The 26,697-nt window shown below is 64.5% G+C and carries 27 protein-coding genes and 1 tRNA gene; 9 read left to right on the top strand and 19 right to left on the bottom strand.

Translation table 11 applies throughout. The features are described 5' to 3' along the window. Positions 1-24: 24 nt before the first annotated feature. The 8 genes from bioB to GGQ98_RS11125 all read right to left on the bottom strand — a co-directional run bounded on the left by bioB (position 25) and on the right by GGQ98_RS11125 (position 6,502). Positions 25-1,035, bottom strand: coding sequence for a biotin synthase BioB (gene bioB, locus GGQ98_RS11160; RefSeq protein ID WP_184069480.1), 1,011 nt, complete (start codon positions 1,033-1,035; stop codon positions 25-27). Positions 1,036-1,106: 71 nt separating this feature from the next. Continuing rightward, on the bottom strand, positions 1,107-2,639 hold the full coding sequence (locus tag GGQ98_RS11155; RefSeq protein ID WP_184069471.1) for an acyl-CoA carboxylase subunit beta: 1,533 nt from the start codon (positions 2,637-2,639) through the stop codon (positions 1,107-1,109). A 57-nt stretch (positions 2,640-2,696) separates the two neighbouring features. Next, a complete protein-coding gene (locus tag GGQ98_RS11150) occupies positions 2,697-3,389 on the bottom strand; it encodes an ATP12 family protein (protein WP_184069469.1) in 693 nt (230 codons plus the stop codon). After that, positions 3,386-3,601 carry a hypothetical protein gene (locus GGQ98_RS11145; protein WP_184069467.1) on the bottom strand — a complete coding sequence of 72 codons (216 nt, stop codon included), beginning with the start codon at positions 3,599-3,601 and terminating at the stop codon, positions 3,386-3,388. The genes GGQ98_RS11150 and GGQ98_RS11145 overlap by 4 nt, the downstream gene beginning before the upstream one ends. Then, positions 3,598-4,263 carry an HAD-IA family hydrolase gene (locus tag GGQ98_RS11140; protein WP_184069465.1) on the bottom strand — a complete coding sequence of 222 codons (666 nt, stop codon included), beginning with the start codon at positions 4,261-4,263 and terminating at the stop codon, positions 3,598-3,600. Before GGQ98_RS11140 ends, GGQ98_RS11145 begins: the two co-directional genes overlap by 4 nt. Beyond that, on the bottom strand, positions 4,260-5,387 hold the full coding sequence (locus tag GGQ98_RS11135) for an RluA family pseudouridine synthase (protein ID WP_184069463.1): 1,128 nt from the start codon (positions 5,385-5,387) through the stop codon (positions 4,260-4,262). The genes GGQ98_RS11140 and GGQ98_RS11135 overlap by 4 nt, the downstream gene beginning before the upstream one ends. Then, on the bottom strand, positions 5,384-5,644 hold the full coding sequence (locus tag GGQ98_RS11130) for a FluC/FEX family fluoride channel (protein WP_184069461.1): 261 nt from the start codon (positions 5,642-5,644) through the stop codon (positions 5,384-5,386). Before GGQ98_RS11130 ends, GGQ98_RS11135 begins: the two co-directional genes overlap by 4 nt. Before the next feature lie 3 nt (positions 5,645-5,647). Continuing rightward, positions 5,648-6,502, bottom strand: a complete 855-nt coding sequence (locus tag GGQ98_RS11125) for a hypothetical protein (RefSeq protein ID WP_184069459.1) — start codon at positions 6,500-6,502, stop codon at positions 5,648-5,650. Between the two features lie 13 nt (positions 6,503-6,515). Between GGQ98_RS11125 and GGQ98_RS11120 the strand changes: the two genes are divergently transcribed. Further along, a complete protein-coding gene (locus tag GGQ98_RS11120) occupies positions 6,516-6,803 on the top strand; it encodes a BrnT family toxin (protein WP_184069457.1) in 288 nt (95 codons plus the stop codon). Positions 6,804-6,891: 88 nt separating this feature from the next. Continuing rightward, the gene (locus GGQ98_RS11115; RefSeq protein WP_243451833.1) at positions 6,892-7,101 is read left to right on the top strand and encodes a YegP family protein; all 210 of its coding nucleotides are present in this window, start codon (positions 6,892-6,894) and stop codon (positions 7,099-7,101) included. A 30-nt stretch (positions 7,102-7,131) separates the two neighbouring features. Here the strand turns inward: GGQ98_RS11115 and GGQ98_RS11110 are convergent, their stop codons facing one another. After that, positions 7,132-8,487 carry a serine hydrolase domain-containing protein gene (locus GGQ98_RS11110; RefSeq protein ID WP_341534197.1) on the bottom strand — a complete coding sequence of 452 codons (1,356 nt, stop codon included), beginning with the start codon at positions 8,485-8,487 and terminating at the stop codon, positions 7,132-7,134. Then, on the bottom strand, positions 8,471-9,784 hold the full coding sequence (locus GGQ98_RS11105; protein ID WP_184069455.1) for a replication-associated recombination protein A: 1,314 nt from the start codon (positions 9,782-9,784) through the stop codon (positions 8,471-8,473). The genes GGQ98_RS11110 and GGQ98_RS11105 overlap by 17 nt, the downstream gene beginning before the upstream one ends. Positions 9,785-9,890: 106 nt before the next feature. Here GGQ98_RS11105 and GGQ98_RS11100 point away from each other — a divergent pair, with 106 nt between their 5' ends. Further along, complete coding sequence (locus GGQ98_RS11100; RefSeq protein WP_184069453.1) at positions 9,891-10,469, top strand: PadR family transcriptional regulator; 579 nt, start codon at positions 9,891-9,893, stop codon at positions 10,467-10,469. Positions 10,470-10,471: 2 nt separating this feature from the next. Next, positions 10,472-10,759 (top strand): DUF2218 domain-containing protein, encoded by a 288-nt coding sequence (locus tag GGQ98_RS11095; protein ID WP_184069451.1) that lies wholly within the window; start codon positions 10,472-10,474, stop codon positions 10,757-10,759. 324 nt (positions 10,760-11,083) lie between these two features. On the opposite strand, the gene GGQ98_RS11090 is transcribed toward GGQ98_RS11095, so the two are convergent. The 6 genes from GGQ98_RS11090 to GGQ98_RS11065 form a co-directional block, all read right to left on the bottom strand. Next, entirely contained in the window at positions 11,084-11,458 is a 375-nt protein-coding gene (locus GGQ98_RS11090) for a KH domain-containing protein (RefSeq protein WP_184069449.1), read from the bottom strand. A 165-nt stretch (positions 11,459-11,623) separates the two neighbouring features. Continuing rightward, the gene (locus GGQ98_RS11085; protein WP_184069447.1) at positions 11,624-12,871 is read right to left on the bottom strand and encodes a cation:dicarboxylate symporter family transporter; all 1,248 of its coding nucleotides are present in this window, start codon (positions 12,869-12,871) and stop codon (positions 11,624-11,626) included. Then, the gene (locus tag GGQ98_RS11080) at positions 12,868-14,424 is read right to left on the bottom strand and encodes an N-acyl-D-amino-acid deacylase family protein (RefSeq protein ID WP_341534198.1); all 1,557 of its coding nucleotides are present in this window, start codon (positions 14,422-14,424) and stop codon (positions 12,868-12,870) included. The genes GGQ98_RS11085 and GGQ98_RS11080 overlap by 4 nt, the downstream gene beginning before the upstream one ends. 150 nt (positions 14,425-14,574) lie before the next feature. After that, entirely contained in the window at positions 14,575-15,555 is a 981-nt protein-coding gene (gene dgcA / locus GGQ98_RS11075; RefSeq protein ID WP_184069443.1) for an N-acetyl-D-Glu racemase DgcA, read from the bottom strand. Further along, the gene (dgcN, locus tag GGQ98_RS11070) at positions 15,516-16,550 is read right to left on the bottom strand and encodes an N-acetyltransferase DgcN (RefSeq protein ID WP_184069441.1); all 1,035 of its coding nucleotides are present in this window, start codon (positions 16,548-16,550) and stop codon (positions 15,516-15,518) included. Before dgcN ends, dgcA begins: the two co-directional genes overlap by 40 nt. A 94-nt stretch (positions 16,551-16,644) precedes the next feature. Next, positions 16,645-17,529: a LysR substrate-binding domain-containing protein gene (locus tag GGQ98_RS11065; RefSeq protein ID WP_184069527.1), complete on the bottom strand. Its 885-nt coding sequence runs from the start codon at positions 17,527-17,529 to the stop codon at positions 16,645-16,647. A 106-nt stretch (positions 17,530-17,635) separates the two neighbouring features. On the opposite strand from GGQ98_RS11065, the gene GGQ98_RS11060 reads away from it, so the two are divergent. Then, positions 17,636-19,141, top strand: coding sequence for an AMP-binding protein (locus GGQ98_RS11060; RefSeq protein WP_184069439.1), 1,506 nt, complete (start codon positions 17,636-17,638; stop codon positions 19,139-19,141). Positions 19,142-19,256: 115 nt separating this feature from the next. Further along, positions 19,257-20,285: an NADP-dependent oxidoreductase gene (locus GGQ98_RS11055; protein WP_184069437.1), complete on the top strand. Its 1,029-nt coding sequence runs from the start codon at positions 19,257-19,259 to the stop codon at positions 20,283-20,285. On the opposite strand, the gene GGQ98_RS11050 is transcribed toward GGQ98_RS11055, so the two are convergent. Together GGQ98_RS11050 and GGQ98_RS11045 are read right to left on the bottom strand one after the other, a co-directional pair. Next, entirely contained in the window at positions 20,282-21,628 is a 1,347-nt protein-coding gene (locus GGQ98_RS11050) for a spinster family MFS transporter (protein ID WP_184069435.1), read from the bottom strand. The two genes, GGQ98_RS11055 and GGQ98_RS11050, sit on opposite strands and share 4 nt — an antisense overlap. 3 nt (positions 21,629-21,631) lie before the next feature. Beyond that, on the bottom strand, positions 21,632-22,114 hold the full coding sequence (locus GGQ98_RS11045) for a DUF3237 domain-containing protein (RefSeq protein ID WP_184069432.1): 483 nt from the start codon (positions 22,112-22,114) through the stop codon (positions 21,632-21,634). Positions 22,115-22,226: 112 nt separating this feature from the next. On the opposite strand from GGQ98_RS11045, the gene GGQ98_RS11040 reads away from it, so the two are divergent. Next, positions 22,227-24,410 carry a TonB-dependent receptor gene (locus tag GGQ98_RS11040; protein WP_184069430.1) on the top strand — a complete coding sequence of 728 codons (2,184 nt, stop codon included), beginning with the start codon at positions 22,227-22,229 and terminating at the stop codon, positions 24,408-24,410. 24 nt (positions 24,411-24,434) lie between these two features. Here GGQ98_RS11040 and GGQ98_RS11035 read toward each other — a convergent pair whose 3' ends face one another. Next, positions 24,435-25,154, bottom strand: a complete 720-nt coding sequence (locus GGQ98_RS11035; RefSeq protein ID WP_184069428.1) for an META domain-containing protein — start codon at positions 25,152-25,154, stop codon at positions 24,435-24,437. A 141-nt stretch (positions 25,155-25,295) separates the two neighbouring features. Between GGQ98_RS11035 and GGQ98_RS11030 the strand changes: the two genes are divergently transcribed. Together GGQ98_RS11030 and GGQ98_RS11025 are read left to right on the top strand one after the other, a co-directional pair. Continuing rightward, a tRNA-Ser gene (locus GGQ98_RS11030) sits at positions 25,296-25,386 on the top strand. 184 nt (positions 25,387-25,570) lie between these two features. Next, positions 25,571-26,697, top strand: a 1,127-nt coding sequence (locus GGQ98_RS11025; protein WP_184069426.1) for a tyrosine-type recombinase/integrase, incomplete at its 3' end; no start/stop codon positions are given.

The raw sequence follows: 26,697 nt of genomic DNA, 5'->3' as shown, positions 1-26,697 counted from the left end.
GACGCGTTGCGATTGCGCTAATTTTCAGGCGTCCGCAAGCAGCTCAGGTCGAGCCGCCTTGACCCCGAGACGGGCGAAGAGCGCGGCGTCCTTGCTGTCGCCTGCGTTCGGTGTCGTCAGCAGGCGGTCGCCGGTGAAGATGCTGTTCGCGCCGGCCATGAAACAGAGCGCCTGCGCGCTGTCCGACATGCTCTCGCGGCCCGCCGACAGGCGCACCATGCTATGCGGCATCACGATGCGCGCGACGGCGACCGTGCGCACGAACTCGATCTCGTCGATCTTCGCGAGCGGCGTATCGGCCAGCATGTCGCCGAGCACGGTGCCCTTCACGGGCACGAGCGCGTTGATCGGCACGCTTTCGGGGTGGTGCGGCAGCGTTGCGAGCGCGTGCAGGAAGCCGACGCGGTCGCTGCGCGTCTCGCCCATGCCCACGATGCCGCCGCAGCAGACGTTGATGCCTGCCGCGCGCACGTTTTCCAGCGTATCGATGCGGTCAGCGAAGGTGCGCGTCGTGATGACGTTGGCGTAATTTTCGGGGCTCGTGTCGATATTGTGGTTGTAATAGTCGAGTCCCGCCTCGGCGAGCTGGCGCGACTGATCGGCGCTGAGCATGCCGAGCGTCATGCAGGTTTCCATCCCCATGTCGCGGACGCCCTTCACCATCTCGACGATCGCGGGCATGTCGCGGTCCTTGGGGGACCGCCACGCCGCGCCCATGCAGAATCGGCCCGAACCGGCATCCCTGGCAGCGCGCGCCTCGGCGAGCACGCTCTCCACGTCCATCAGCTTTTCGGCCTTCAGGCCGGTTTCGGCGCTCGCGGACTGGCTGCAATAGCCGCAATCCTCGGGGCAGCCGCCGGTTTTGATCGAAAGCAGCGTCGAAAGCTGCACTTCGTTCGCCGCGAAGTTCGCGCGGTGCACGGTCTGCGCCTCGAGCATCAGGTCGGCGAACGGCAGATCGAACAGCGCGGCAATCTCGTCGCGCGTCCAGTCGGTGCGAAGACCGCCGGTGCCGATCGAAGCGTGGATGTTCATGCGGAGCGTTCCTCTCAACTCTGTCATGCTGAACTCGTTTCAGCATCCATACGCCGGTGCCATGCTTTCGCTTACAGCGGAATGTTGTCGTGCTTCTTCCACGGATTCTCAAGGCTCTTGGTGCGGAGCTTGCGAAGGCCGATGGCGATGCGCCGACGTGTCGAATGCGGCATGATGACCTCGTCGATGAAGCCTTTGGAGGCCGCGACGAACGGGTTCGCGAAGCGCGCTTCATACTCGCGGGTGCGGTCGGCGATCTTCTCGGGGTCGCCGATGTCCTTGCGGAAAATGATCTCCACCGCGCCCTTGGCACCCATCACCGCGATTTCGGCGGTCGGCCAGGCGTAGTTGAGATCGCCGCGCAGGTGCTTGGAGGCCATGACGTCGTAGGCGCCGCCGTAGGCCTTGCGCGTGATGACGGTGATCTTCGGCACGGTCGCCTCGGCATAGGCGAACAGCAGCTTGGCGCCGTGCTTGATGATGCCGTTATGCTCCTGCGCCGTTCCCGGAAGGAAGCCGGGCACATCGACGAAGGTGATGATCGGGATGTTGAAGGCGTCGCAGAAGCGCACGAAGCGCGCGGCCTTCTTCGACGAGTTGATGTCGAGCACGCCCGCCAGCACCATCGGCTGGTTGGCGACGATGCCGACCGTATAGCCCTCGACGCGCGCGAAGCCGATGATGATGTTGCCCGCGTGGTTGGGCTGAAGCTCGAAAAACTCGCCCTCGTCCGCCACTTTGCGGATCAGCTCGTGCATGTCGTAGGGCTTGTTGGCGCTGTCGGGGATCAGCGTGTCGAGGCTGGGTTCGAGCCGCTCCGGCTCGTCCTCGGTCGGGCGGAACGGCGCGGGCTGGCGGTTGCTGAGCGGCAGGAAGTCGAAGAACGTGCGCGTGCGGAGCAGCGCATCGACATCGTCTTCCATCGCCACGTCGGCAACGCCGGATTTGGACGTGTGCGTCACCGCGCCGCCCAGTTCCTCCTGCGTCACCACCTCGTTCGTCACGGTCTTCACCACGTCGGGGCCGGTGACGAACATGTAGGAGGAGTCCTTCACCATGAAGATGAAATCTGTCATCGCCGGGCTGTACACCGCGCCGCCGGCGCACGGCCCCATGATGAGGCTGATCTGCGGGATGACGCCCGACGCCAGCACGTTGCGCTGAAACACCTCGGCATAGCCGCCGAGCGAGGCGACCCCCTCCTGAATGCGCGCGCCGCCCGAATCGTTGAGCCCGATGACGGGCGCGCCGACCTTCATGGCGGTGTCCATCACCTTGCAGATCTTCTGCGCGTGGCGCTCCGAAAGCGATCCGCCGAACACGGTGAAATCCTGGCTGAACACGTAGACGAGGCGGCCGTTGATCGTGCCCGATCCGGTAACGACGCCGTCGCCGGGGAAGGTCTGCTCGGCCATGCCGAAATCAACGCAGTTGTGCTCGACATACATGTCCAGCTCTTCGAAGCTGCCGGGATCGAGCAGGATGTCGAGCCGTTCGCGGGCCGTCAGGCGGCCCTTGGCGTGCTGCGCGTCGATACGGACCTGTCCGCCGCCAAGTTTCGCGGCCTCGCGGCGGCGTTCGAGTTCGGCAAGCACCTTCTGCATGGGCGACTGTTCCCTTGAAACCCTCGTGTCGCCCGTGCGCTTAGAGCGTCCCGGCGCTCATGACAACAGCGAGAGAAAGCGTGCCGCCGCGCCGAAAGACTCGCGCCGCCCCGCGCGCGCCGCGCGCGCTTCGCTGTCGTCACCCCATTTTTCGGCCTGATAGAATTCGTCGAAGTGCCCGGCGGAGAACGCGGCGTCCGCATCGATCTCGCCCTCGGCGAGCGCCAGCGCGATGACCAGCGATCCGCTTATCGTGACGAGAGGATGCATCGCCGCCAGCCTGTAGGCGTCCATCGCGCCGAGCGCGGCGGCAAGGCGCTCGATGGCGGCGGCGTCCTGCACGACATGCGTGATGCCCGCCGTGATGCGTAGCGCCGCGTCATACCGCGTGCGCGCGAACGCGACGAGGGGATCCCAGGCCGCCGCCTGCCGCGCGGCGAGATCGGCGGGCGCTTCGGCCCGGTAGCAGACGAGATCGGCTTCGCCGTAAGCCGCAAGGCGCGCCGCAAACGCCTGCGGACCCGGCAGCACATGGTCGATCGCCGCGTTGGCAAGCCCGGTCATCGGCATGCTCGCGGGCGCGATCCTGGCGCCCTGTGCGTCCCACTCGGCCGCAACAGCGGCGGCAAGCGCCTCGGTCGGTAGCATCAGCGGCGCGCGCTTCGGGGTGTTGACCGGGCGACCGTCGAGCGCGATCCGCCATCCACCGCCTTCGGGAACGGCGGCGGCCGCTGCGTAGAAACGCTTCACACGCTGTCCTTGCTTCGCCATGCGCGGCGCAGCAAAGCGGGCAGGATCATCGCTTCAAACAGGCCGAAAACGAACAGGATCTTGCCGACGAGTTCGTCCTGATAGCCCCCGATCCCCTTGCGCCAGATCAGCAGGCCGACGACCATGAGGATGATGCCGCCCACGCGCATCGCGTTCAGCAGCAGCCAGCGGCGCTTCGCCGGATCGTTCATGCCCGCTGTTCCAGTTCGGCGATCAGCGCGCCGAAGTCCCCCACGACATGGTGCGCGCCCGCGGCGGTGAGTTCGTGCGGTTCGTGATAGCCCCAATCGACCCCGATGGCGCGGGTGCGCGCGGCGACGGCCATTTCCATGTCGAACACGGTGTCGCCGATCATGGCGGTGTCTTCGCTGCGGGCGCCGGTTTCGGCCATCGCGGTCTGGATCATCGACGGGTGCGGCTTCGACGGATGCCGGTCCGCCGTCTGCAGCGTCACGAAGCGCCCGTGAATTTCGTGGTGCATCAGCGTCAGCGCAAGGCCCCGATCGGATTTGCCCGTGGCGACGCCGAGCAGCCAGCCCCTGCGTTCAAGGTGGATCAGCCCCTCGCGAACGCCGGGATAAAGCGGTTCGGCGACAAGCCCGCCGTTGGCGCGGCGGCCCTGGAAGGCGAGCTTGTAGTCCTGCGCCAGCGCGGTGTGAAACGCCGCGTCCGCCTCGGGCAACAAGACCGCCATGGCCTCCGCGAGCGACAGGCCCACGACGCGGCGCACGGCATGCCGGTCCGGCTCGTCGAGGCGATGTTTGGCGAACGTATCCGCCATGCAATCGATGATGTTCGCCTGGCTGTCGACGAGCGTGCCGTCGCAATCGAAGATCGCAAGGCGGATCGTCATTTTTTGCTCCGCGTGGGCGCTACTCGTCCGCTGCCCCGGCGGCTGCGATGCGAATCGCGGCGTTCGCGGCGGGCGTCACGCGCCTTGTGCTTGGCGCGGCGGTCCTCGGCGCCGGGATCGACGAGTTCCTCTTCCAGCGGCAGGTCGCCGATCGAGGCGTCGAAGCCGATGGTGGCGAGCGTTTCGGCGAAGTGCGGCGCGGGCTCGGCCTTGATGTCGAGCGTCTTGCCGTCGGGAAGCTCGATCACGAGCCGCCGCGCGTGCAGGTGCAGCTTGCGCGAGATGCTGCCCGCCAGAACCGCATCCTTGCCGCCGTATTTGACATCGCCGACGATCGGATGGCCGATCGCCGCAGCGTGGACGCGAAGCTGGTGCGTGCGTCCGGTCAGCGGCTGCATTTCCAGCCACGCCGTGCGGCTGGCGGCGCGTTCGATACGGCGGTAGCGGGTCACGGCGCGCTGGCCGGAGGCCTCGTCGACATACATCTTCTCGCCGCCCGTGCCCGGCTGCTTGGAAATGGGCAGTTCGATCACGCCGTCGCGAATCTCGGGCACGCGCATCACGATCGCCCAATAGAGTTTCTTTGCCGTCCGGCCCGCGAACGCCCTTGAAAAATGCGCCGCCGCCCGCGACGAGCGCGCGATCAGCAGCACGCCGCTCGTGTCCTTGTCGAGCCGGTGGACGAGCTTGGGCCGGTCGGCGCGCTCGAACATCAGCGCATCGAGAAGGCCGTCGACGTGCGCGGTCAGCTTGGTGCCGCCCTGCGTCGCGAGGCCCGCGGGCTTGTTGAGCACGATGGCGTAGTCGTCGCGGTAGATCACCAGGCTTTGCGCGAACTCGATCTGGTCGTCGGAAAGGGTCGGGCGCTCCGCCTTCTTCACCGACATGATGGTCGGCGCCGAAGCATCGGCCGGGGGCACCCGGATGATCTGGCCGCTTTCGATCCGGTCGCCGGGCTGCGCGCGCTTGCCGCCGACGCGAAGCTGGCCGGTGCGCGCCCATTTGGCGACGGTGGTGAAGCTCGTGTCGGGCAGGTGCCGCTTGAACCAGCGGTCGAGCCGGATGCCGTCGTCGTCTTCGCCGACGGTGAACTGGCGGACGCCGTCGCTTTCATTCGCGCTCATACGAGTGCCTTGCCGAGATAAAGCGCGGCGACCGAGGCCAGCACCGAGAGGAAAGCGTAACCGACAGCCGTGAGCAGGGCGCCGCGATCCGCCAGCGTCACGAGGTCGAGCGAAAAGGCGGAAAAGGTCGTGAAGCCGCCGAGGATGCCGACGCCGAGCAGCAGGCGCAGCGGCTCGCTGCCGCCGCGCGCCGTGAACGCGCCGAACGCGCCGCCCGTGCCCACCAGAAGAAAATGCCCGATCATGCGCGGTGTCATGGCTCAGCGCACGCCGAAGGTCCAGCCTTCGGTGCGTGCGAGGCGCGCGTCGAGCCCGGCGGGGTGCCAGTAACCGGCGTCTTCCGCGATGTGCCGAAGACCCGCAGCGGTGACGAGCACATCAGTCTCGTGGTCCGCCAGAGAGCGATCCGCAGCGAACGGACGCGATCCGAGCCCCGCGAGCGCCGTGTTGAGATCGGCAAGGCTGCGCAGCTTCAGGCCCCTCCCGCCGGACATGCGGATGAAAGCGCGGCAATAGATTTCGACGAGGAGCGAGCCTTTGGCGGGCGGCGGATCGAACGGCCAAATCGGCACCCGCCCGGCCAGATGATGCAGCAGACGCATCCCCGCGAAGCTCGCCTTCGCCACCTGCGCTGCGCCGATCGCGTCGAAAACCGTGGAGGGCTTGCCGCCGCCGGTTGCATTGAATGCGGCCTCGCAGGCCCGCAGATGCATGAAGTCCGCCTTCGTGCCGTCCGCCTTGCCGAAATAGAAATGCCGCCGATAGCTGCGCTCCAGAAAGGACGCCGCACCCAGGTCTTCATCCTCGCACGCGGCGTCCACGAACGCCCAGAATGCCCGCGCATCATCGGGCGCCGCCTCACCGGGCAGATAGGCGCCGCGCCCGACGAAGGGCGGCGCGAAGCTGAAATCCATGCCCACCAGCGTCGGCGGCCCGTCGGCCAGCGCGGCGATCCAGTCCAGTGCCTCCGTGCGCGACCAGACATGCCCCGGCTTCACCAGACGCGGCGCCGCGTCCCCCGCTTCGGCGATCGCAACCGCGATGCCCTTGTGGCGGCTACCCTTTGCGCCGGACCAGTCGATCGCTGCAAAGTATTGGAAACGCTGATTTTTCATGCTAGGCGACCCCATGGAATTTGAATGGGATGAAATCAAGCGTCAGACCAATCTGGCAAAACACGGGCTTGATTTCATTGATGCCCGCATGATCTGGAATAAGCCGGTCATTGATCCATGCGACAGTCGAAATTCAGGTACGGAAATCAGGTACGCGGCGCTTGGTATTGTCGGTCGGGATGAAATTATCGTCGTTGTCGTATATACAAAGAGAGCGGCTCGAATCAGACTCATCAGTGCCCGAAGGGCGAGGCGAAATGAACGGAAAGCTTACCAGGATCGGTTTGGGCGTGGCCTCTGAAGAGGGCCGCACGGACTGGTCGCGTCTCGTCTCGCTGACGGACGAGGATATCGACCGGGCGATGACGCAGGATGATGACGCATGGCCTCTGGAAGGAAGCCGAGTCGCCAAGGGCTATTCGTTCGAAATCACCGAGGACAAACAGGGCGAGTTCCGGGTTGCTTTCAAATATAACTCGGAAAAGATTTTCACGACCGAGGGATATTCCAGCAAGGCGCGTGCGAAACGGGCGATAGAGTCATTTCGCAAGAACGGATCGCTTGCGCCGGTTGTGGATCGTTCCAAATCCGCCGCCTGACCTGAAGGACGCAAACCCTCCCGGTCGATGTCATTTCAGCGTTTTCAGCACGGATGCCACAAAGTCTGCGATGTTGAAGCGCGTGCCTGCGGGATCCTCGCCGCGCCGCACGATCACGATGTTCCGGCTCGGCACGATCACGATGAACTGGCCCCGGTTGCCGAAGGCGCCGAACGTGTCCTTGGGGATATCGTCCCGCGTGTTCAGCAGCCAGAAGGTCGCGCCGTAGCCGGCCTCGTCACCCTCCGGCTGCGGGCCTGAAGGCGTGCTGACATAGCGCGCCCAGCCTTCGGGAAGCAGGCGCTCGCCGCTCCACACGCCGCCGTTCAGATACAGCATGCCGAGCCGCGCGAAGTCGCGCGCCGTCGACCAGACCTGCGAGGAGAGGATGAAATTGCCGCGCCAGTCGGTTTCCGCGAACGTGTGCGTCATGCCGATCTTCCAGAACAGTTCGGTGAATGGGAAGGCGGTGTATTGCGCGTCGTCCCCGATCGCGGTGCGAAGACCATAAGCGGCGAGCAGCGTGTCGTTGTTGGCGTAGCGGAAGCGCGCGCCGGGCGTCGCCTGCAGCGCCTGCCCCGGCACGTTCTCGCCGACATGCGTTCCGCCGAAATAGATCGCATCGGTGCGGTTGCCCGCGAAATCGCTGTGCAGGCCTGATGCCATGCGCAGCAGATTGTCCGTGGTGATCGCGCCGCGCGGGTCGCCCGGCGTCTGCCATTCGGGAACGGGCGCGGGTTTCGCCGGGTCGATCAGGCCCTTGTGCGCGGCGACGCCGATCAGCGTGCCGGTGATGCACTTGGCGACCGACCATGTGCGCTGCGGGATGTGCCGGCCGAAACCATCGGCGTAGCGCTCCGCGACGATGCGGCCGCGCTGCACGATAACGACGCCGGTGGTGTTCGTTTTTGCAAAAGCGTCGTCGATCACGGCGGCAAGGGCGTTCGCGTCGCCCTTGGGTTTCGCCTCGGCGCCGACATCGCCGTAGGGCCAGTCGGGCGCGCGGATGAATTGCGGCGGCGACAGGGAGAGCGTCGGCAGGCTCACCGCTGTTGCACCGATCGGGAGGCCCGCGCAGCCGAGCCACGGGCGCCACACCGCGACGCGCGGCGGCAGCGCAGGGTCGAAGGCCACCGAAACGGTTTTCGCCGCCTCGTCGATGCGCGCTTCAAGCGTAGCGAGCAGCGGCGCCACATTCTCCTGCGTACCGGCAAGCTCGGACTGCGCGATCGCCTCGGGCGCGCGCCGCGCGTTGAACACGCCGCTGCAGATGAACTGCGCCTTGTATCCGGCGGCGAGCGCGCGCGTGTAGGGGTCGGGCTCCGCTGCGGCGGCCGGCGCGCTCAGCAGCATCAGCGCCGCAACTAGGCTATTTCGCACGTTCACGGCGTTCCTCCCACCAGGCCAGCCGTTCGCCGACGCGTTTCTCGAAGCCCCGATCGGTGGGGCGGTAATAGGTTTCCGGCCGCATGTCGTCGGGCCAGTAATTGTCGCCTGAAAAGCCGCCTTCGGCATCGTGATCGTAGGTGTAATCCTTGCCGTAGCCGATGTCCTTCATCAGCTTCGTCGGCGCGTTCAGGATGTTCGCGGGCGGCATCAGCGATCCGGTTTCGCGCGCGCTGCGCCACGCTGCTTTCTGCGCCTTGTAGGCCGCGTTCGATTTGGGCGCGGTCGCGCAGTACAGGCACGCCTGCACGACCGCGAGTTCGCCTTCGGGCGAGCCGAGGAAATCGTAGGCATCCTTCGCGGCGAGGCACTGGACGAGCGCCTGCGGATCGGCAAGGCCGATGTCTTCGCTGGCGAAGCGGACGAGCCGGCGCAGCACGTAGAGCGGTTCCTCGCCCGCCGTCAGCATCCGCGCGAGGTAATAGAGCGCCGCCTGCGGATCGGACCCGCGCATCGCCTTGTGAAGCGCGGAGATGAGATTGTAGTGCCCCTCGCGATCCTTGTCGTAGACGGCGACGCGGCGGTGCAGCAGGTCGCGAAGCCCGGCGGGATCGAGCGGTTCGTCGAGTTGCACCGACATCAGCGTTTCGATCTGGTTGAGCAGGAAACGCCCGTCGCCGTCGGTTGAATGGACGAGCGCTTCGCGCGCTTCGGGCGTAAGGGGCAGGGGGCGGCCGAAATCGGTTTCGGAGCGCTCCAGAAGCGCCCCGAGCGCCGCTTCGTCCAGCCGGTGGACGAGCAGCACCTGACAGCGCGAGAGCAGCGCCGCGTTCAGCTCGAAGCTGGGGTTTTCGGTCGTGGCGCCCACCAGCGTCACCGTGCCGTCCTCCACGAAAGGCAGGAAGCCGTCCTGCTGCGCGCGGTTGAAGCGGTGGATCTCGTCCACGAACAGCAGCGTCTTCTGCCCGATCCTCGCGTACTCGCGCGCCTCCGCGAAGGCTTTCTTCAGGTCGGCGACGCCCGAGAACACGGCCGAGATCTGCACGAAGCGCAGCCCCACGGCGTCCGCGAGCAGCCGCGCGATCGTCGTCTTGCCGGTCCCCGGCGGCCCCCAGAAGATGAGGCTCGAAAGTTTGCCCGCAGCCACCATCCGCCCGATCGCGCCTTCCGGGCCGGTCAGGTGTTCCTGCCCGACGACGTCGGCAAGCGCGCGCGGCCGCAGGCGCTCCGCGAGCGGCGCGTCGCCAGCGTTCCGCTTATCGGGCTGCGGGGAATCCTCGAGGAAGAGATCGGACATGAGTCGGTGACTTTAGTCATCTCTGCCCCCGCGCAAAAGCCGCTTGCATTCGATGAATTAAGATATATCTTAGATGCAACTAGACGAGTCGAAAGGTATCGAAGATATGAAAGAACACCGTGGCCATCACCCGCACGGTCGTGGTCGTCGCAGTTGGGGCGGCTTCGTCCAGGCCCTCGCAGGCCTCGGTTCCGCGATGGAGGGCGACGAGCACACCGGCCACCGCCGTCGTCGCCGCTTCGGCGCGGGCGAACTCCAGGTGCTGATGCTCTCGCTGATCGAAGACGCACCGCTCCACGGCTACGCGATGATCGAGGCGATCGAGGCCCGCACCGGCGGCGCCTATGCGCCCAGCCCCGGCGTGGTCTACCCGACCCTCACGCTGCTCGCCGACATGGAACTCGCCGAGGAACGCGCCGACGGCACCCGCAAGCTCTATGCGATCACCGCAAAGGGCAAGGCGCACCTCGACGCGCGCCGCGACGAACTGAACGCCCTGCTCGAAAGGCTCGACGCCGCAGGGCAGGCCAACACCCGCGCCGACGCCGCCCCGGTGTGGCGCGCGATGATGAACCTCGGTTCGGTCCTCAAGGGCCGCATGTGGGACCGCGGCGCCGACCGCGATGCGATGCTGGAAGCCGCCCGCATCATCGACGAGGCCGCCCAAAAGATCGAAAGGCTCTGAGCATGGCGACAGCGACGGCAGCGGTTCCGACGACCAGCGGCAGCCGTTACATGCAGCAGCTCTGCAAGCACTGGAGCCACCAGTTCGCGGTGACGTTCGATGCGGAGCAGGGCCGGGTCGCGTTCCCCGAAGCGACGGTCATCATGACCGCCGGGCCCGAAGCCTTGGCCGTCGTTCTCGATGCCGACGATCCTGCCGTGCTCGAAAAGATGAAGGGCGTGGTGGCGAGCCATCTCGATCGCTTCGCTTTCCGCGAGGCGCCGCTGACGTTCCGCTGGCTTACCGCCTAGGGTGTGTGGGGATTCAGCCCAGGACGGGCTGCAAACGGCGGCTTTCTGGGCTTCCGGTGCTCACGTACCTTTAGTACGCTCCGCTCCGGTTCGCTAGCGCACCTTTGTTATAAGTCGCTGTATGTTGAGATTTAAGCTATGCTATCGATGAGACAGTCTTTCACTGCGAAGCTTGGATCTCGAAGGCTGCATAGCACAACGCCGTCCCAATCTAAAAGCAATCAGGACGAAAAATGCCGCATTTTCGACGGTTGCCTCAATATTTCCGAGTTCCTGTAGTGCGCGATCGCGGCTGCCACTCCACGGCTTGTCACTTTGCGGCGTTTACTCGACATCGTCGAACTTTCTCATGAGCTGAGAAGTCGCTTCGTCATAGCAATAAATTGGGCTTTCGCCCATTCCGGGAGGAACTACGACCAACCTTACACAGATACCTCCTTCCGACCGCTCCACAGAGACTTCTCGTCCTGTCATCGCTTGGTCGATAGATGTCATACCCTGCTTTTTGGCAAACTCTTTCGCTGCAAGGAGGGCATAGGGTCTGAACTCTTGATCTACGCTATCGAAATCAAAAGTGTGCTTCTGCCTCCCCACCTCAGCGGGCCGCTGGTAAAAAGCCATAAACCCAACAATAAGCGCCGCTATCGCTGCAATTCCGATCAGAATGGTTCGCCAGCCGTTTTTCATGGTTTGGCGCATGTCAAATTCCCAGCTTTGTCAACTGCAGCTACCGGCACACCGAGTGCTGCAGCGCTTCCTCTGTCGCCTCGTCCGACAGGCGAAGGTGGAGGGTTGTTCGGATGCGTATGTATGAAAAGCGTATCCACCGTTTTCGCTCCGCCCTGAACTGAATCCCCACACACCCTAAACCGGGTCGGGCGCGCGCACTGTCCTGTCGAGGTCGCCCTCCCAGTGCGCGACCGTGGTGGTGACGGTAAGGTTCGCGCAGACGTTGGGCACCGTGCGCGTCATGTCGAGCAGGCGGTCGAACGGCAGGATAAAGCCGACGATCAGCGCGGCCTGTTCCATCGTGATGCCGACCGAATTGAGAACGGCGGCGAGCATGAAGAGCGAGGCCGAGGGGATCGGCGCTGTACCGAACGCAGCGAGCGCGCCGGTGACGAAGATGACGACGAGCATCCCCAGGTCAGGGACGATGCCGAGCGCCTGCAGGCTGAAGACGCTGAGCAGGCCGACATACATCGCCGTTCCGTCCTTGCCGATGCTGGCGCCGATCGGGAGCACAGTCGAGGCCACGGCGGTGCTGACGCCCAGATTGTCCCGCGCCACGCGCAGCGCCACCGGCAGCGTCGCCGACGACGACGACGTGGAAAAGGCGACCGCGAGCGCATCCACGATGCCCCGGTAGAAAACCTTGAGCGGCATGCCCACGATGCCGCGGATCAGCGTGCTGTGCACGAATACGATCTGGACCAGCGAACCCAGCACGACGCAGAGCGCGAGCAGACCGATGTTGGTGAAAACGGCAAGGCCGTTCGCGGCGATGGCGCCTGCGGTCAGCGCGAAAACACCGAACGGCGTCGCTTCCATGATGACGCGGATCATCTGGAACAGCACGTTCGCCGCCGATTGCAGCAGGCCCGCCAGCGGTTTTCCGGCATCGCCCGCGAGGATCGTGCCGATCCCCAGCAGCAGCGAAAAGAAGATGATCGCCAGCATGTCGCCCGCGATGAGCGATTCGAAAATATTGGTGGGAACGATGCCCACGAGCTGGTCGTAAGGGGATTTGGGCGTGCCCAGCGGCCGCGGTTCAGCGCCGCCGAGATTGGCGCCGATCCCCGGCTCGACGATCAGTGCGATGATCATGCCGATGGAAACCGCGATGGCGGTCGTGATCGCGAACAGTCCGACCGTGCGTCCGCCGACCGAGCCGAGCCGCTTGGGATCACCCAGCGACGCGACGCCCGATGCGATGGTGACGAACACGATCGGCACCACGAGCATGCGGATCAGCCGGATGAAAAGGTCGCCGAGAATCGCGACCGAGTCCGTTGCCGACGGCCAGAACACACCGAACGCGAGACCGAGCGCGAGGGCGCCGAGCACCCGCTTCCAGAGCGCGATGCGGAACCACCCCCTGATAAGCGTCACGGGCAGCTTCCGGCCTTCGGCGTGCGCGGCAATCCCCGGCCCGCAGCGACGCCCGTCGGCGCGCCGTTTTCAACGGCGACCTTGCCGTTGACGATCACCGTGCGAACGCCCGTCGCAAACAGCGTGGGCTGCGCGTAATCGGCGCGGGACGCGAACGTGGCGGGATCGAAGGCCACGACATCGGCGAACGCGCCGGTTTTCAGCACGCCGCGTCCTTCAAGCGAGAACGTCTCTGCGGGAAGGGCGGTGCTGCGCGCGATGAAATCCCCGAGTGAAATGACCTTATCCGTCTTCACATACTTGTCGTACTTGCGCGCGTAGGAGCCGTAAAGGCGCGGATGGCCGGTTGAGCCGTCCGAACTCGTCATCACCCACGGCTGTTTCATGAAGGCCGCAATGTCGGGCTCGGTCTGGTTGAACGAGGCAACGCCCGTCGGGCCGCGGCGCATGACGGCGACGGCGGCATCGACGGGATCGGCGCCGGTTTGCGCGGCGATCTCTTCCAGCGTCTTGCCGACAACGTCGTCGGGGCCGCGGGTCAGCAGCAGCGACGCCGCGCCTCCCCGCCGACGCAGGTTCTCGCGCATCTCGGTGCGGATGCGGGCAAGCGTTTCAGGCTCGTCGAAGCGTTTCAGCATCGCCTCGCGGCCGCCGTCTTCGGCCCAGCGCGGCAGCAGCGCGGCGGAGAGCGCCGTGCCGGACGCCGACCACGGGTACTGATCGGCATGCACGACCTGCCCGGCGGCGCGTGCGGCATTTATCTTCGCGATGATCGCGGGCGCCTGCCCGTGAACATCGACGCCCAGTGCCTTGATGTGCGCGATATGGACCGGCATGCCCGCCTCGCGGCCCACGGTCAGCGCCTCGTCGATCGCCCCGGAAAGGCCGACCGTGTAGCTGGATTCGTCGCGGATATGGCTGTCGTAGATCCCGCCGTGCGCGGCCGAAGTCTTCGCCAGTGCCACAACCTCGTCCTGCTTGGCGAAGTTCTGCGGGGCGTAAAAGAGCCCCGTCGAAAAGCCGAGCGCGCCGCTGCACATCGCCTTGCCGACGATGGTTTTCATCTCGCCGAGTTCGGCGGCGGTGGGCGCGCGGTCGGCCTCGCCGACAACGGCCTTTCGCACTGCGCCGAAGCCCACGAAAGTCGCATAGTTGATGCCGACGGGCCGCGTCGCTGCGCTGCCGAGCACTGCCGCCGTATCGATATCGCCGCCGCCGTCGTTGCCGATGAACGCGGTGGTGACGCCCTGCATCAGGAAGGGCAGGACGAGCCTCTCGGCCGCATCGTTTCCGGCGATCATGTCGCCGACATGCGTGTGCGCGTCAATGAAGCCGGGCGCAACGACCAGCCCCTCGGCGTCGATGACGCGTTTCGCACCGGCCGGGGCGGCCTTGCCGACAAAGGTGATGCGGTCGTCCGTGATCGCGACATCGCCCACGAAAGGCGCAGCCGTTCCCGTATGGATCGTGCCGCCTTTCAGAACGATATCCGCTTCGGCAGCGGCGGGACGTGCGAATGCCGACGAGGCTGTAAGCGCGCCGGCAGCCAGCACGATGTGCAAAACACCTCTTGAACCTGAAACCGCCATTGCACAACCCCCTCCGGCCCGTACCTGTCGTTCGCGGGGCAGACTGTGCAAGGACGGCATCTGAAAGGAAAGCGGGCAGGCGATTGTTTGGCTTTGCCGCCCCATAACCCAGGGCTATGCGCTGCCCCACAACGACGGCGGGCTCAGGATCCCGTCGGTGCACCTGACGCCGCCGGGTCGGTCGTTCGCAAGCCATACCGGGCCGTCGAGATCGGCGAACGCGGCGTTCGCGGCGACGATGAGCGCGGGCGCGATGGCGAGCGACGAGCAGACCATACAGCCGGTCATCAGGCCCATTCCCTTTGCCGTTGCCGCGTCTGCCAGTTCGAGCGCGGCGGTGAGGCCGCCGGTCTTGTCGAGCTTGATGTTGACCACCTGGTATTTCTGCATCAGCGCATCCAGGTCGGCCGCGACGTGGGCGGATTCGTCGGCGGCGATCGGCACGGCCGAACGGAAGCCTTCGAGCGCGGCGTCTTCGGCCGCCGGAAGCGGCTGTTCGAGCAGATCGACGCGCAGATCGACGAGCAGCGACTGAAGCTCGCGGACCTCCGCGATCGTCCAGCTTTCGTTCGGATCGACGATGAGCCTGGGCTTCGGAGCAGCGGCGCGCACCGCCTTGATCTGCGCGGCGGGATCGCTGCGATCGACCTTGATCTTGATGAGCGGAACCCCGGCGAGCTTCAGCGCGGCGGCGCCCATCGCTTCGGGCGTATCGAGACTGATGGTGAGCGCCGTCGGCGTCGGCGCGATCGGGGGGCGACCGAGCAGGGCGGTGACGCTGGTGCCCGCGAGTCGGGCTTCGAGATCCCAGAGCGCGCAATCGACCGCGTTGCGCGCGGCCGAGGGCGGCATCAGCGCGCTGATTTCCGTGCGGCCTGCTCCGGCTTCAAGCGCGGCGCGCACGGTTTCGATCGCGGCAAGCGCGCTTTCGATGGTTTCGCCGTAGCGCGGGTAGGGCACGCCTTCGCCTCTGCCGACATGGCCGTCGGCGGCGATTTCGACGGTGACGACATCGGCGGCGGTCTTGACCCCGCGCGAGATGCGGAACGGCGCGACTAGCGGAAAGCTGTCGCTGCGGGCGCTGAGAGTTCGCATTTTAGCATCCAGTCGATGATCGGTTCCACGCCCATGGTGACGGGATCGACGCAAGGCAAGCCGAAAGCGTCCGACGTTTCCGCGCAGAACCGCGCCGCCGCATCGGGTGTGAGCTTCGAGGTGTTGAGCGCGATGCCCACGGCTTTCACGTGCGGATTGGTGAGGCGCGCGGTACGAAGGTTGGCTTCGAGACAGTCGGCAAGGTCAGGCAGCCGGTAATGCGGCAGGCCGCGCATGTGGGGCCGATTCGGCTCGTGACACAGCACGAGCGCGTCGGGCTGCGCGCCGTGCAGCAGGCCGGTGGAAACGCCCGCGAACGAGGGGTGGAAAAGCGAGCCCTGGCCTTCGATGAGATCCCAGCCGCCGTCGTGGCGCGCAGGCGAGATGGACTCGATGGCGCCCGAAATGAAGTCCGCGACCACGGCATCCAGCGGTACGCCGTCGCCCGCGATCAGAATGCCGGTCTGGCCGGTCGCGCGGAAATCGGCGCGCACGCCCCGCGCTTGCAGCGCGCGGGCGAGGTGAAGCGTGGTGTACATCTTGCCCACCGAGCAATCCGTGCCGACGGTGAGCAGGCGCTTGCCCGCGCGCGGCTTGCCGTCGCCGATCGGAAGGTCGGACGCGGGGTCGCGCACGTCGAACAGCGCAAGGCCTTTTGCCTTCGCGGCGGCGGCGAGGCGCGGTTCATCGCGCAGGCGCTGGTGCAGGCCCGAGGCGATGTTGAGACCAGCATCGAGCGCGGCAAGCGCGTCCTCCACCAGATCCTCGCCCAGCTTTCCGCCTGCGTTCGCAATGCCGAGCACGAGCGTTTTCGCCCCCGCCGAAACGGCCTCCGCAAAGGTCATGCGGGGGAGGCCGAGCGTGAGGCTGCAATCATCGTGGCGGAATTCGCCGACGCAGTCCTCGCCGCGGAACACCGCGAGCCCGCGCGAGGTCTTGATCCCGATCTCGTCGTTCGAGTGACCGAGATAGAGAAAATACGGACTGGGGATCATCGTGCACCTTTTGCCATGCAGCTTGCTCCGATGCGATAGACGCGGCGGGTGCGGGCGCCTTCATATCAAGCGCCTCCATCCCTATAACGCCCGTCTATAGGGCCTCGATGACCTCGCTCAGCACCTTCAGAAAAGCCGTCGCAAGGCCCGAAGGCGGGCGGTTCTGAAGATGGACGGCATGGATGTCGAACGCCAGCGACGGCTGGATCGGGCGGAAGGACAGTCCGGGCGCCTGCGCCGCCTGCGCCGTGAAATTGTCGACGATCGTCATGCCGACACCGGCCTTCACCAGAGCAGACGCGATGTAGAACGTCCGCGCCGAGACAACTTCGTCAAGTTCGACGCCCACGCGCTGAAGTTCGGCAGAGAGCAGGTTCCCGATCGGCCCGCTCTGCATCGGGCTGATGAACGGTCGCCCCCTCAGCAGGTCGAGCGGGATGCGGGGCGGCGCATCGGGCATGTCCGCCTCGCGGTAGAGCACGACGAGTTCGCCCTCCCCGAGCCAGCGGTGGGAGACCGGCGCAGCGGGCGGCACCTCGTAACTGACGACGATGTCGGATTCGCGTTCGTAGAGCTTGCGGACCATGTCATCGTGATGAACGGTCTGCAGATCGAAGCTGACGCCCTGGTGGTCGCCGAGAAAGCGGGCGACGGCCTCCGGCAGTGCGCCGAGGCTGAGCGAGGGCAGAGCGGAAATGCGCAGCGTGCCGCCTCGCCCGTGCCGCAGGTTCTGGCTCGCCTGCCGCAGCGAATAGACGCGCGTCTGGATCTCGGCGACCTCGGCGAACAGCGTGTGCGCGTCCTCGGTCGGCACAAGCCCGCCCTTGGCACGCTCGAACAGCGGGAAACCAAGCAGCATCTCGGCATGGCGAAGCACTTTCGTCACCGAAGGCTGCGATACATTGAGCGCGCGCGCCGCCGCGCTGACGGAGCCGTTGCTGTAAACGGCGTGGAAAATTTCGATATGGCGCAGGTTTATCATGAAGGCCCCATCCTCCCGTCCGTTGCGCCCTCCCGTCAATAGCGATTGCGATTCAGGGGTCGGATCGGGTTAAACGGCAGAGGAACAATCGGGGACAAAACACATGTCGGCAAACCTCGCCGCGATCTTTTACGCACGGCAGGCCGGTGCGGGCGCGAAGCCCGCGATCGTATGGAACGATGCGCCGCTTATCGACTATGCGGGCCTCCCCCTCATGGCGGGACGATATCGGGCGGCGCTCGCCGCACTCGGTGTGAAGCGCGGCGATCGGGTCATCGTGAAAACCGACAACTCGCCCGCATTCGTCTACACCTATCTCGCGGTGCTCGCGGCAGGCGCCGTTTTCGTGCCCATGAACGCCGCGTACACGGCGGCTGAAGTCGCGCTGCTGATCGAAGATGCCGATCCGGTGCTTCTCATTCACGCGTCGGCGACGCCTGTGCCCGACGAAGCCGCCGCGCCGGTCCGGCGCATGACGCTGGAACCCGACGGAACGGGGTCGCTTCCCGCGCTCGCCCTGACGCTCGAACCGGACCTCGCCGTCGAAACCGTGGAGGAGGGCGACCTTGCCGCGATCCTGTTCACGTCCGGCACCACCGGCCGGTCCAAGGGGGCGATGCTGACGCACGGCAATCTCTCCAGCAATGTGGCGGCACTCAACGAGGCGTGGCGCTTTTCGCCCGAGGACTCGATTCTGCACGCGCTGCCGCTGTTCCACGCGCACGGCCTGTTCGTGGCGCTGCACCTGGCGCTCTACAACGCGTGCACGCTGGTCATGCTGCAGAAATTCAGCGCGGAGCAGGTGATCGCAAAGCTCGGGCGGGTGAGTGTTTTCATGGGCGTGCCGACGTATTACGCCCGCCTGCTCGCCGACGAAGCGTTCGACCGGGCCGCTTGCGCGTCGATCCGGCTATTCGTCAGTGGGTCTGCACCTTTGCTGCCGTCGGTGTTCGATGCGTTCGAAGCCCGCACGGGACACCGGATCCTCGAACGATACGGCATGACCGAAGCATTGATGATCACGTCAAACCGCTACGAGCAGGAAGGGCGGATCGCCGGAACGGTGGGGTTTCCGCTGCCGGGCGTATCGCTCGACATAGTCGATGCGGATCGCCGCGCATTGCCTCCGGGCGAAGTGGGAGAGATCGAGATCAAGGGGCCGAACCTGTGTGCCGGATATTGGCGGCGGCCGGAGGCGACGGCGGAGAGTTTCCATCCCGATGGTTTCTTTCGCACCGGCGACACCGGCTTCAAGGATAGCGAAGGACGGGTGAGCATCGCCGGGCGATCGAAGGATCTGATCATTTCGGGCGGCTTCAATGTTTATCCTGCCGAGGTGGAGATCGCGCTCGCCGAGGTGGAGGGTGTTGTCGATGTCGCGGTATTCGGCGTGCCGCATCCCGATTTCGGCGAGGCGGTGGTCGCAGCCGTCATCGTCGATCGTGAAGACTTCGATGTCACGAAACTCGAAACCGCCGCAGGTGCCGGTCTCGCGCGTTTCAAGCAGCCCAAGGCGATCCACGTGCTCGCCGAACTGCCGCGCAACGCGATGGGCAAGATCATGAAATCGGAACTGCGCAAGCGCTACGCGGGCACCTTTACGGCGTAGGAACTGTTCTGCCTCGCGGCACGTATGGCGGCTTGGGTGACCGAGGTGTCACTACGGAGGTTTTCGAATAATATTAGTATGCTAAGGATGTGCTGCTAACCATATGAGGAAAGAGATGGCCCAGCATGTTCCGATCCGTAACCGCCGATGGATTCTCGCAAACCGGCCGCAGACGGAGATCGAGCGCGATCTGCTGACCTTCGAGGATGGGCCCCTCCCCGAGCCCGGCGAGGGCGAGGTGCTGGTACGCAACATCTACCTTTCGATCGACCCGACGCACCGCATCTGGATGTCCGATGTTGACCAGTACATGGAGCCGGTTGCGATCGGTGATGTGATGCGCGGCGGTACACTGGGCGTTGTGGAAGTTTCGCGCGCGAAAGGCCTGGCTGTCGGCGATATCGTGACAGGGCAGGGCGGCTGGCAGGATTATGCCGCCGTGTCCGGCAAGGCGCTGCGCCGCGTCGAGCCCGGCGGCTTGCCGCTCGCCGCCTTCATGGGCCCGCTCGGCAACATCGGCGCAACTGCCTATTTCGGATTGTTCGAGGTCGCAAAGCCGCGTCCGGGTGAAACCGTGCTGGTTTCGGCGGCGGCGGGGGCCGTGGGATCGCTTGTGGGGCAGATGGCGAAGCTCATGGGCTGCCGTGTTGTCGGCATCGCCGGATCTGCAGAAAAATGCGCGTGGATCACGAATGAACTCGGCTTCGATGCTGCCGTCAACTACCGGGACGCCGATCTGGTCGGCGCGATTTCGGCAGCGTGCCCCAAAGGCGTGGACGTCTATTTCGATAACGTCGGCGGGAAGATTCTCGACGCGGCGCTGACGCTCATCAACATCAACGCGCGCATTGCGGTTTGCGGTCTCATCTCGACCTATAATGAAATCGAGCAGGGCGGCGGTCCTGCCATGTTTCGCAACGTCCTGATGAAGCGCGCGCGGATCGAGGGGTTCATCGTCAGCGATTACTGGCGGCGTTACCCGGAGGCGTATGCGGCGATCGGCGCCTGGCTCGAAAAGGGCCTGCTCAAATACCGTATGGATATTCGGGACGGACTCGAAAACGCCCCGGACATCCTGAAATTGCTGTTCAGCGGTGCGCACGACGGCAAGCTGCTCGTGCGGGTTTCGGCCGAGCCCCGCTAGGCGACCTGCTCCTCCGCTTCCATAGCGGCGACGCTGCGGCGGAACGGTGCGCGGCCCCATGCGATGAGAAGCGCGGAGGCGGGAAGCGCGGCCACAGCCACGATGACAAGTGATGAGGCAAGGGCATCGTCCCTGCCGAAGCCGTAATCCGTGATTGCGGCGACGGCCGTAGGGCCGAGGCCGAAGCCGATGAGGTTTGCAACGAAGAAATAGAGCGCCGTCACCTGCGCGCGGAAGCGGTTCGGCGTGATGAGTTGCAATGCCGCGCCGGCAACGCCGCCGTGCATCGAAGCGATGAGCATCGCGGGGGCGAGACACAGGAAGGCGAGCGTAGCGCTCGGCATGAGAGGCGCCAGTACGAGGAAGGGCGCGGCCCCGATCGTCGCGGCGAGGATGGTGATGAGATGGCCGTCCTTGCGTCCGCTCCGAAACAGCTTGTCGGCGAATGCGCCGCCCGCAAGCAATCCGAGGGCGCCGCCGGCGGCGAGGATGATGCCGAACCAGAACCCGGCGTCGGCGGGTGCCATGCCGTGGCTGCGCGCGAAGAAGGTCGGTATCCAGGCCATGTAGCCGTAAATGACGAGCGTGAGCAGTGACAGGCCGAGAAAATGGGGTCCGAACGCGGCGCGGTGTTGCCACACGAAAGCGAAAACGCCGCCGAACCCGCGACCGGTTTTAACGCGCGCACCCTTTCGCGCCGGTTCGCGCACAAGGAGCATGAGCAATGCTACGGCGAGGCCGGGAAGCGCGGCCATGAAGAACACCAGCCGCCATGGCGCCGCGTCTGCGATGCCCGGGAGATCGACGGGCGGCATGTTCGTCGCAATATCGACGATGACGCCGCCGAGCATCAGCGCGATCCCCGAACCGAGCGGCACGCCGATCGAGTAGACGGCGACCGCGCGGCCGAGCTTGTCCTTGCGGAAATAATCGGAAAGCAGTGAATAGGCGGCGGGGGATAGCGTCGCTTCTCCGATGCCGACACCCACCCGGGCCAGAAACAGCGAAAGATAGTTGGGAGCCAGGCCGCACGCCGCGGTCATCGCGCTCCAGCCCGTGATGCCTGCCGCGATCAGCCGCCGCCGGTTACCCCGATCCGCGATATAGCCGAGAGGAATGCCCGCCACAGTGTAAAGAACGGCAAATGCAAAGCCCACAAGAAGGCTCATCTGCGTGTCCGAGATGCCGAGATCCGCGCGGATCGGGGCCACGAGCAGCGTCAGGATCATGCGATCGATGAACGAACACGTGTAGGCGAGCAGCAGGACGAAGACGACCCACCACGCGTAGGCATCCGAGCCTTCCTCGTCTGCTGCGGCAATCGGAACGGCGGGCTCGGACATCGTCTAAAGCAATTCGTGAACGTCATAATCGACGCCGTGAGGGGTGCGCGTCCCTATACCGACAGCGACGAGACCGTTCAGCCAGGAATATCGCGGGTCTGCAGTTTCGAAGAGCGGTGTGATGCGAAAGTAATATTGCGCCCGGTCGAGCGCCCTCAGCGCCTCGGGGTCTCGGAACGCAGGCAAAACTGCCGCGGGGATCGTCAATCGGCCCTGATATGTCACGTAAACGAGCGCATCATCATAAGTCTTCCATAGCGAGCGAACATCGAGAAGCGTCAGGCCGTCGCCTTCCGGAGTCATACCCAATTCCGACCAGTCGCCGCCGCCCGGTTCAACCCTCCCGCGCAGCCGCTCACCGTCGATGCTGCCTCCGGTGATATGACTGACGCGCCGGTTCCGCCACGGTGACGCTCCGATTACGATAGGCGCTCCGGCCTCGAGTGTGATCGATACACGACACAGCGGCCGGCTGCTCAACGACATGATCGTCTCCCGTAAACACCTCGAAAAAACCCTTAGACATCTAATTACATTCGTGCGACCTTAACGCAATACGGCTCTCAAAAGTGGTCGAAAAATCGGGGAGGAGATAAACATGGCGATATGTCGTTTCATGCATGTTGTGTCATGTCTGGCGCTCACAGCCGGAAGCGGCGCGGCACTGGCGCAGGAGCAAACGCCATCTTCGACGCAGGGCCTTGAAGAAATCGTCGTGACTGCGCAGCGCGTCGCACAAAATCTGCAGGATGTTCCTATTGCGATCAGCGCGTTTTCAGCGTCGCAACTTCGCGATGCGCGCATCGAATCCGTGCGCGATCTGGCACAATACACGCCGGGCCTGACATCAAGTGAGGTGAATCCCGGGGAGCCCAATTTCGCGATCCGCGGCATCGGGACGGAAGGCATCAACTCGAACGCAGGCGGCGACGCCTCGGTAGTGATGTTTGTCGACGGCGTCTACATCGGGCGTGGCGGTGGATCGAATCTCAATCTCTACGATCTCGAGCGTGTCGAAGTGCTGCGCGGCCCGCAAGGCACGCTGTTCGGCAAGAACGTCGTAGGCGGCGCGATCAGCCTTGTCAGCCGGAAGCCGGACTTCAAGGAAAACTTCGTCGGCGGAACGGTCTCTTACGGCAATTACGACCGCCTCGAACTGCTGGGGCGTTTCAATTATGGTCTTTCGGATATCGCAGCGGTTTCGGGAGCATTTACAAGAATCCGCCGTGATGGATACACACGCAACGCCACGACCGGAAATCGCGTGGACGATGAAGATCTCTGGGGCGGACGCCTTTCGGTGCGGCTGGCGCCGAGTGATGTCGTCGATATTGTCCTCAGCGGCGACTACACCAAGCAGGATACGCTGGGGCAGCCCCGCGACAATGTATGCAACGCGTCGTTCAATGGCGGGGTACACTGCGTGGGTGTCGATCCCGATCCCCGCGTCGTGAATGCGGTCGATGACGGGTTTCTGAAGCGCGAAGTCGGCGGGCTTTCCGCCACGGTCACGCTCGATAGCCCGATGGGCGAGATCACGTCGATTACGGCATGGAGAAAAGCGGATTACAGCCACCGCGACGCCTTCTTCAGCAATCCGGTAAATCCGCCGACCCAGATCGAATCGATCAACGAGAATGTCGAAGAATCGCAGCAGTTCAGCCAGGAGCTTCGTCTCGCGTTCAAGACGTTCAATAACCGCTTGAGCGGCGTGATGGGTCTCTATTTCCTGACCGAGAATATCGAGCGGAACGAGATGCTCGAGCAGACATTCCCGGCGCCGGCGCAGCAGGGAAGAAACGCGTTCCCGCAGGATGTCGATTCAGATAGTTTTGCGCTGTTCGGTCAGGCCAATCTCGCCGTCACCGATCGCCTGACATTGACCGTCGGTGCGCGCATGACATGGGAATCCAAGCGCGCCCATCTGCAGGGCATTCTGGTCGAGGGGCCGGGTCTTCCGCCGCCGCTCAGCGTACCCTTTGATGTGCGTGCCCGCGAAAGCTGGCGGGCGTTCACGCCGCGCTTTGCCGCCGATTACAAAGTCAGCGACAACGTGATGATCTATGCGAGTGCTGCGCGCGGCTTCAAGAGCGGCGGGTTCCAGGGCACAGCGGGAACAGGCTCCAGCGCCGCGACGCCTTACGATCCCGAGTTTGCATGGAATTACGAGGCAGGCTTCAAATCCCGCTTCTTCGATAACCGCGTGCAGCTGAACGTCGCTGCGTTCCGCACCGACTATACGGATCTTCAGGTCTCGCAGCTGGTGCCGCTGTGCTGTGTCGTGATCGGCAATGCTGCAACGGCGAAGATCGAGGGTGTCGAAGCGGAATTTGTCGCTCAGCTTTTCGAAGGGTTCCGCATCGATGCGAGCTACAGCAGACTCGATGCGAAATTCGACAGTTTCGCGGATGGCGCCACCGCCGACTTTACCGGCAACCGCCTGCCGCGTGCGCCCAAGCACCAGATCGGCCTCGCGGGTCAATATGAGGTGCCTGTTACCGACAGTATCAACCTGTTCGGTCGCGTCGGCTGGTCCTACCGTTCGAAGATATTCTTCGAAGCGTCGAACACACCGCTCGAAGTCCAGAAGTCTTACGGAATGCTCGATGGCCGGCTCGCCGTGCGTTCGGCGGATGATCGTTGGGAAGTCGCCGTGTGGGGCATGAATCTGACCGACAAGCTCGTGAAAAACCACATCGTTGCGTTCGCGCCTTTCCAGCAACAGCTGAACACGTATCAACCGCCGCGGACTTACGGCGCGACGGTGTCGTTCCAGTTCTGAGATCGGCCGTTAAACGGCAGGCCCTCAGTTCTGGGCGAGTATGCAGGGCATCAGCGCCATGCGCCCGCGCGCGAAGCGGAAGCCGTGTTGCGGCTCTGTGACACGCTGCAGCGTCATGCGTCCGTTGGTGTAGGTTTGAGCCGCGCCTGTTTCGCCTTCAAGCCTGGGCAGCACCATTTCGCTGCCGTCGTCCAGAACCACTTCGGCCGTGTCGCCCTCAATGCGAACGCGGAGTTGTTCGTCGCCGCAGCGCATCACGACGTGCGAGGGTGTGGGCATCGGCATGGCCGAGTTCGCGTGACTGCTGCTTTGGTTTGACGGCACGTCAGCCTTGGCAAAGCGTATTGCGCGTCCATCGGGCCCGGTCACGGTCAACATGCTGTCGGTGCCGACCGATGCGGTCGTCGCTGTCTCGATTATTGCCAGGAACCGTGCTTCCTGCGCCATCACCGCCTCGGAGCACGCCATTCTCGTGCCGATTATCGGCGGGTGCACCTGCAGCGCCGCGCCGTTCAGCGCATAGCCTGCCCCGAAACTGTTGCAACCCGAGCGTCCGCTGATGCGTCCGTCGGGGCCGAACATCAACTCGAACCGGGAGCCTGCCGCCGGGGCGTCCCCTGCCACAGTTTGCCCCGTCCAGAGGGTATTGACGACAGGGGCGGGAGCGGGCGCCTGCTCGGAAGACGCCGCACAGCCCGCGAGCGTCAATGCTGCCATTCCGACACACCAGTCACGCATCATCATGGTTTTCCTCCCATAACACCCCGCATTCCGGGGCTGGCGTCACCAGGATAGCGGCTTTCATGCCGCTACGGGAGGCACCATTTGCAATGAGGGCTGGACGAACCCCCGCGATGGGCGGTAAGGCGCTCTCCCCAGCGATGCGGAGCGGTGGCCGAGTGGTCGAAGGCGCTCGCCTGGAAAGTGAGTATACGTCAAAAGCGTATCGAGGGTTCGAATCCCTCCCGCTCCGCCATTTTGCCATTCACAGGCGTTCGCCGCCGTCCGAAAATCCCATCAAACCACTGAAATATAACAGAAAGAAGCCGTACACGTTCGTGGCTATTCGCGCTTGTCCGAAAACTGATGTGGGGCTGAGTGTGGGGCTGGGGTGGCCTCAGGGGGTTCAAAACTGCCTTCGTAGTTGATATATTCAGGCCATGGGAAAACTCACGTCCGACCTGGTCAAGGAGCTGTCAGAACCCGGCCGATATTCGGATGGGGACGGTTTGCTGCTCCAGATCTCGCCATCAGGCGGCAAAAGCTGGCTGATGCGCATCCAGATCAACGGCAGGCGCCGAGACATCGGGCTGGGGCAACTGCGTCACGTGAGCCTACGACACGCTCGTCTTGAGGCTGCCGCGATCAAGAAGCTGGCTGCCTCGGGCGTCGATCCTCTGGAGGAACGAAAAAAAGTCGAAATCGTCATCCCGACCTTCGAAGCGGCGGCGAAATTGGCTCACGCAGAACTCGTCAAGGGCTGGAAGAACGGCAAGCACACGAAGCAGTGGCTGAAGACCCTCGAACTCTACGCGTTTCCGAAGCTCGGCAAGCTCAAGGTTGACCAAATCGATGGGCCGTTGATCCGCGACGTTCTCGCCGAGATCTGGCTCGATATCCCGGAAACCGCGCGACGGGTGAGGCAACGTATCGGGACGGTTCTGGACTGGGCATATTCTAGCGGCTTCAGACCAACAGAAGCGCCGACACGATCCCTCTCGAAGGGGCTTCCGCGCCAGCCAAGGAAGACCGGCCATTTCGCCGCGCTGCCGTATGCGGATGTGCCGGCGTTTCTCGTGAATCTACGGCGACGAGATCTGTGCGCCAGTAGGCTGGCCCTCGAAGCCGTAATTTTGACCGCGACGCGATCCGGGGAGGTCAGGGGTGCCAAATGGTCGGAACTCGATGACGACCTTACTGTGTGGACGGTGCCGGCCGAGCGAATGAAGGCGGGTGTAACGCATGTTGTACCGCTTTCACGCCAGGCAGCCGAAGTGTTTCGGGCCGCCAAGGTGCTTCGCCAACGAGATTGCGATCTGGTTTTTCCAGGGGCTCTATCAGGCGCGGAGTTATCGGACATGGCGCTGCTACAGATGGTGCGCGGCCTGGAATGTCCTGCCACAGTGCATGGATTTAGGTCCAGTTTTCGGGACTGGGTAGCAGAGGAGACCGAAGTACCGCGCGAAATCGCGTGTCAATCGGCGTCCAAAAGGGACCCCCGATCGGCGTGCAAAAGGGACCCCACCGCGGCGTGGCGATCGGTTGATGTTGAGCGCGAGTTTCGCTC

Origin of the sequence: Sphingosinicella soli, from assembly GCF_014199685.1 — a bacterium.
In the GTDB taxonomy this organism is placed as follows: domain Bacteria; phylum Pseudomonadota; class Alphaproteobacteria; order Sphingomonadales; family Sphingomonadaceae; genus Sphingosinicella; species Sphingosinicella soli.
Note: the sequence above shows the minus strand (reverse complement) of the source record. Positions and strands in the feature narration are given on the sequence as shown.

What these genes read in the sequence shown, in the direction of transcription:
- bioB (WP_184069480.1), bottom strand. Translation starts at nt 1,035, where the DNA reads ATGAACATCCACGCTTCGATCGGCACCGGCGGTCTTCGCACCGACTGG.
- GGQ98_RS11155 (WP_184069471.1), bottom strand. Translation starts at nt 2,639, where the DNA reads ATGCAGAAGGTGCTTGCCGAACTCGAACGCCGCCGCGAGGCCGCGAAA.
- GGQ98_RS11145 (WP_184069467.1), bottom strand. Translation starts at nt 3,601, where the DNA reads ATGAACGATCCGGCGAAGCGCCGCTGGCTGCTGCTGAACGCGATGCGC.
- GGQ98_RS11140 (WP_184069465.1), bottom strand. Translation starts at nt 4,263, where the DNA reads ATGACGATCCGCCTTGCGATCTTCGATTGCGACGGCACGCTCGTCGAC.
- GGQ98_RS11135 (WP_184069463.1), bottom strand. Translation starts at nt 5,387, where the DNA reads ATGAGCGCGAATGAAAGCGACGGCGTCCGCCAGTTCACCGTCGGCGAA.
- GGQ98_RS11130 (WP_184069461.1), bottom strand. Translation starts at nt 5,644, where the DNA reads ATGACACCGCGCATGATCGGGCATTTTCTTCTGGTGGGCACGGGCGGC.
- GGQ98_RS11125 (WP_184069459.1), bottom strand. Translation starts at nt 6,502, where the DNA reads ATGAAAAATCAGCGTTTCCAATACTTTGCAGCGATCGACTGGTCCGGC.
- GGQ98_RS11120 (WP_184069457.1), top strand. Translation starts at nt 6,516, where the DNA reads ATGGAATTTGAATGGGATGAAATCAAGCGTCAGACCAATCTGGCAAAA.
- GGQ98_RS11105 (WP_184069455.1), bottom strand. Translation starts at nt 9,784, where the DNA reads ATGTCCGATCTCTTCCTCGAGGATTCCCCGCAGCCCGATAAGCGGAAC.
- GGQ98_RS11100 (WP_184069453.1), top strand. Translation starts at nt 9,891, where the DNA reads ATGAAAGAACACCGTGGCCATCACCCGCACGGTCGTGGTCGTCGCAGT.
- GGQ98_RS11095 (WP_184069451.1), top strand. Translation starts at nt 10,472, where the DNA reads ATGGCGACAGCGACGGCAGCGGTTCCGACGACCAGCGGCAGCCGTTAC.
- GGQ98_RS11090 (WP_184069449.1), bottom strand. Translation starts at nt 11,458, where the DNA reads ATGCGCCAAACCATGAAAAACGGCTGGCGAACCATTCTGATCGGAATT.
- dgcA (WP_184069443.1), bottom strand. Translation starts at nt 15,555, where the DNA reads ATGCGAACTCTCAGCGCCCGCAGCGACAGCTTTCCGCTAGTCGCGCCG.
- dgcN (WP_184069441.1), bottom strand. Translation starts at nt 16,550, where the DNA reads ATGATCCCCAGTCCGTATTTTCTCTATCTCGGTCACTCGAACGACGAG.
- GGQ98_RS11060 (WP_184069439.1), top strand. Translation starts at nt 17,636, where the DNA reads ATGTCGGCAAACCTCGCCGCGATCTTTTACGCACGGCAGGCCGGTGCG.
- GGQ98_RS11055 (WP_184069437.1), top strand. Translation starts at nt 19,257, where the DNA reads ATGGCCCAGCATGTTCCGATCCGTAACCGCCGATGGATTCTCGCAAAC.
- GGQ98_RS11050 (WP_184069435.1), bottom strand. Translation starts at nt 21,628, where the DNA reads ATGTCCGAGCCCGCCGTTCCGATTGCCGCAGCAGACGAGGAAGGCTCG.
- GGQ98_RS11045 (WP_184069432.1), bottom strand. Translation starts at nt 22,114, where the DNA reads ATGTCGTTGAGCAGCCGGCCGCTGTGTCGTGTATCGATCACACTCGAG.
- GGQ98_RS11040 (WP_184069430.1), top strand. Translation starts at nt 22,227, where the DNA reads ATGGCGATATGTCGTTTCATGCATGTTGTGTCATGTCTGGCGCTCACA.
- GGQ98_RS11035 (WP_184069428.1), bottom strand. Translation starts at nt 25,154, where the DNA reads ATGATGATGCGTGACTGGTGTGTCGGAATGGCAGCATTGACGCTCGCG.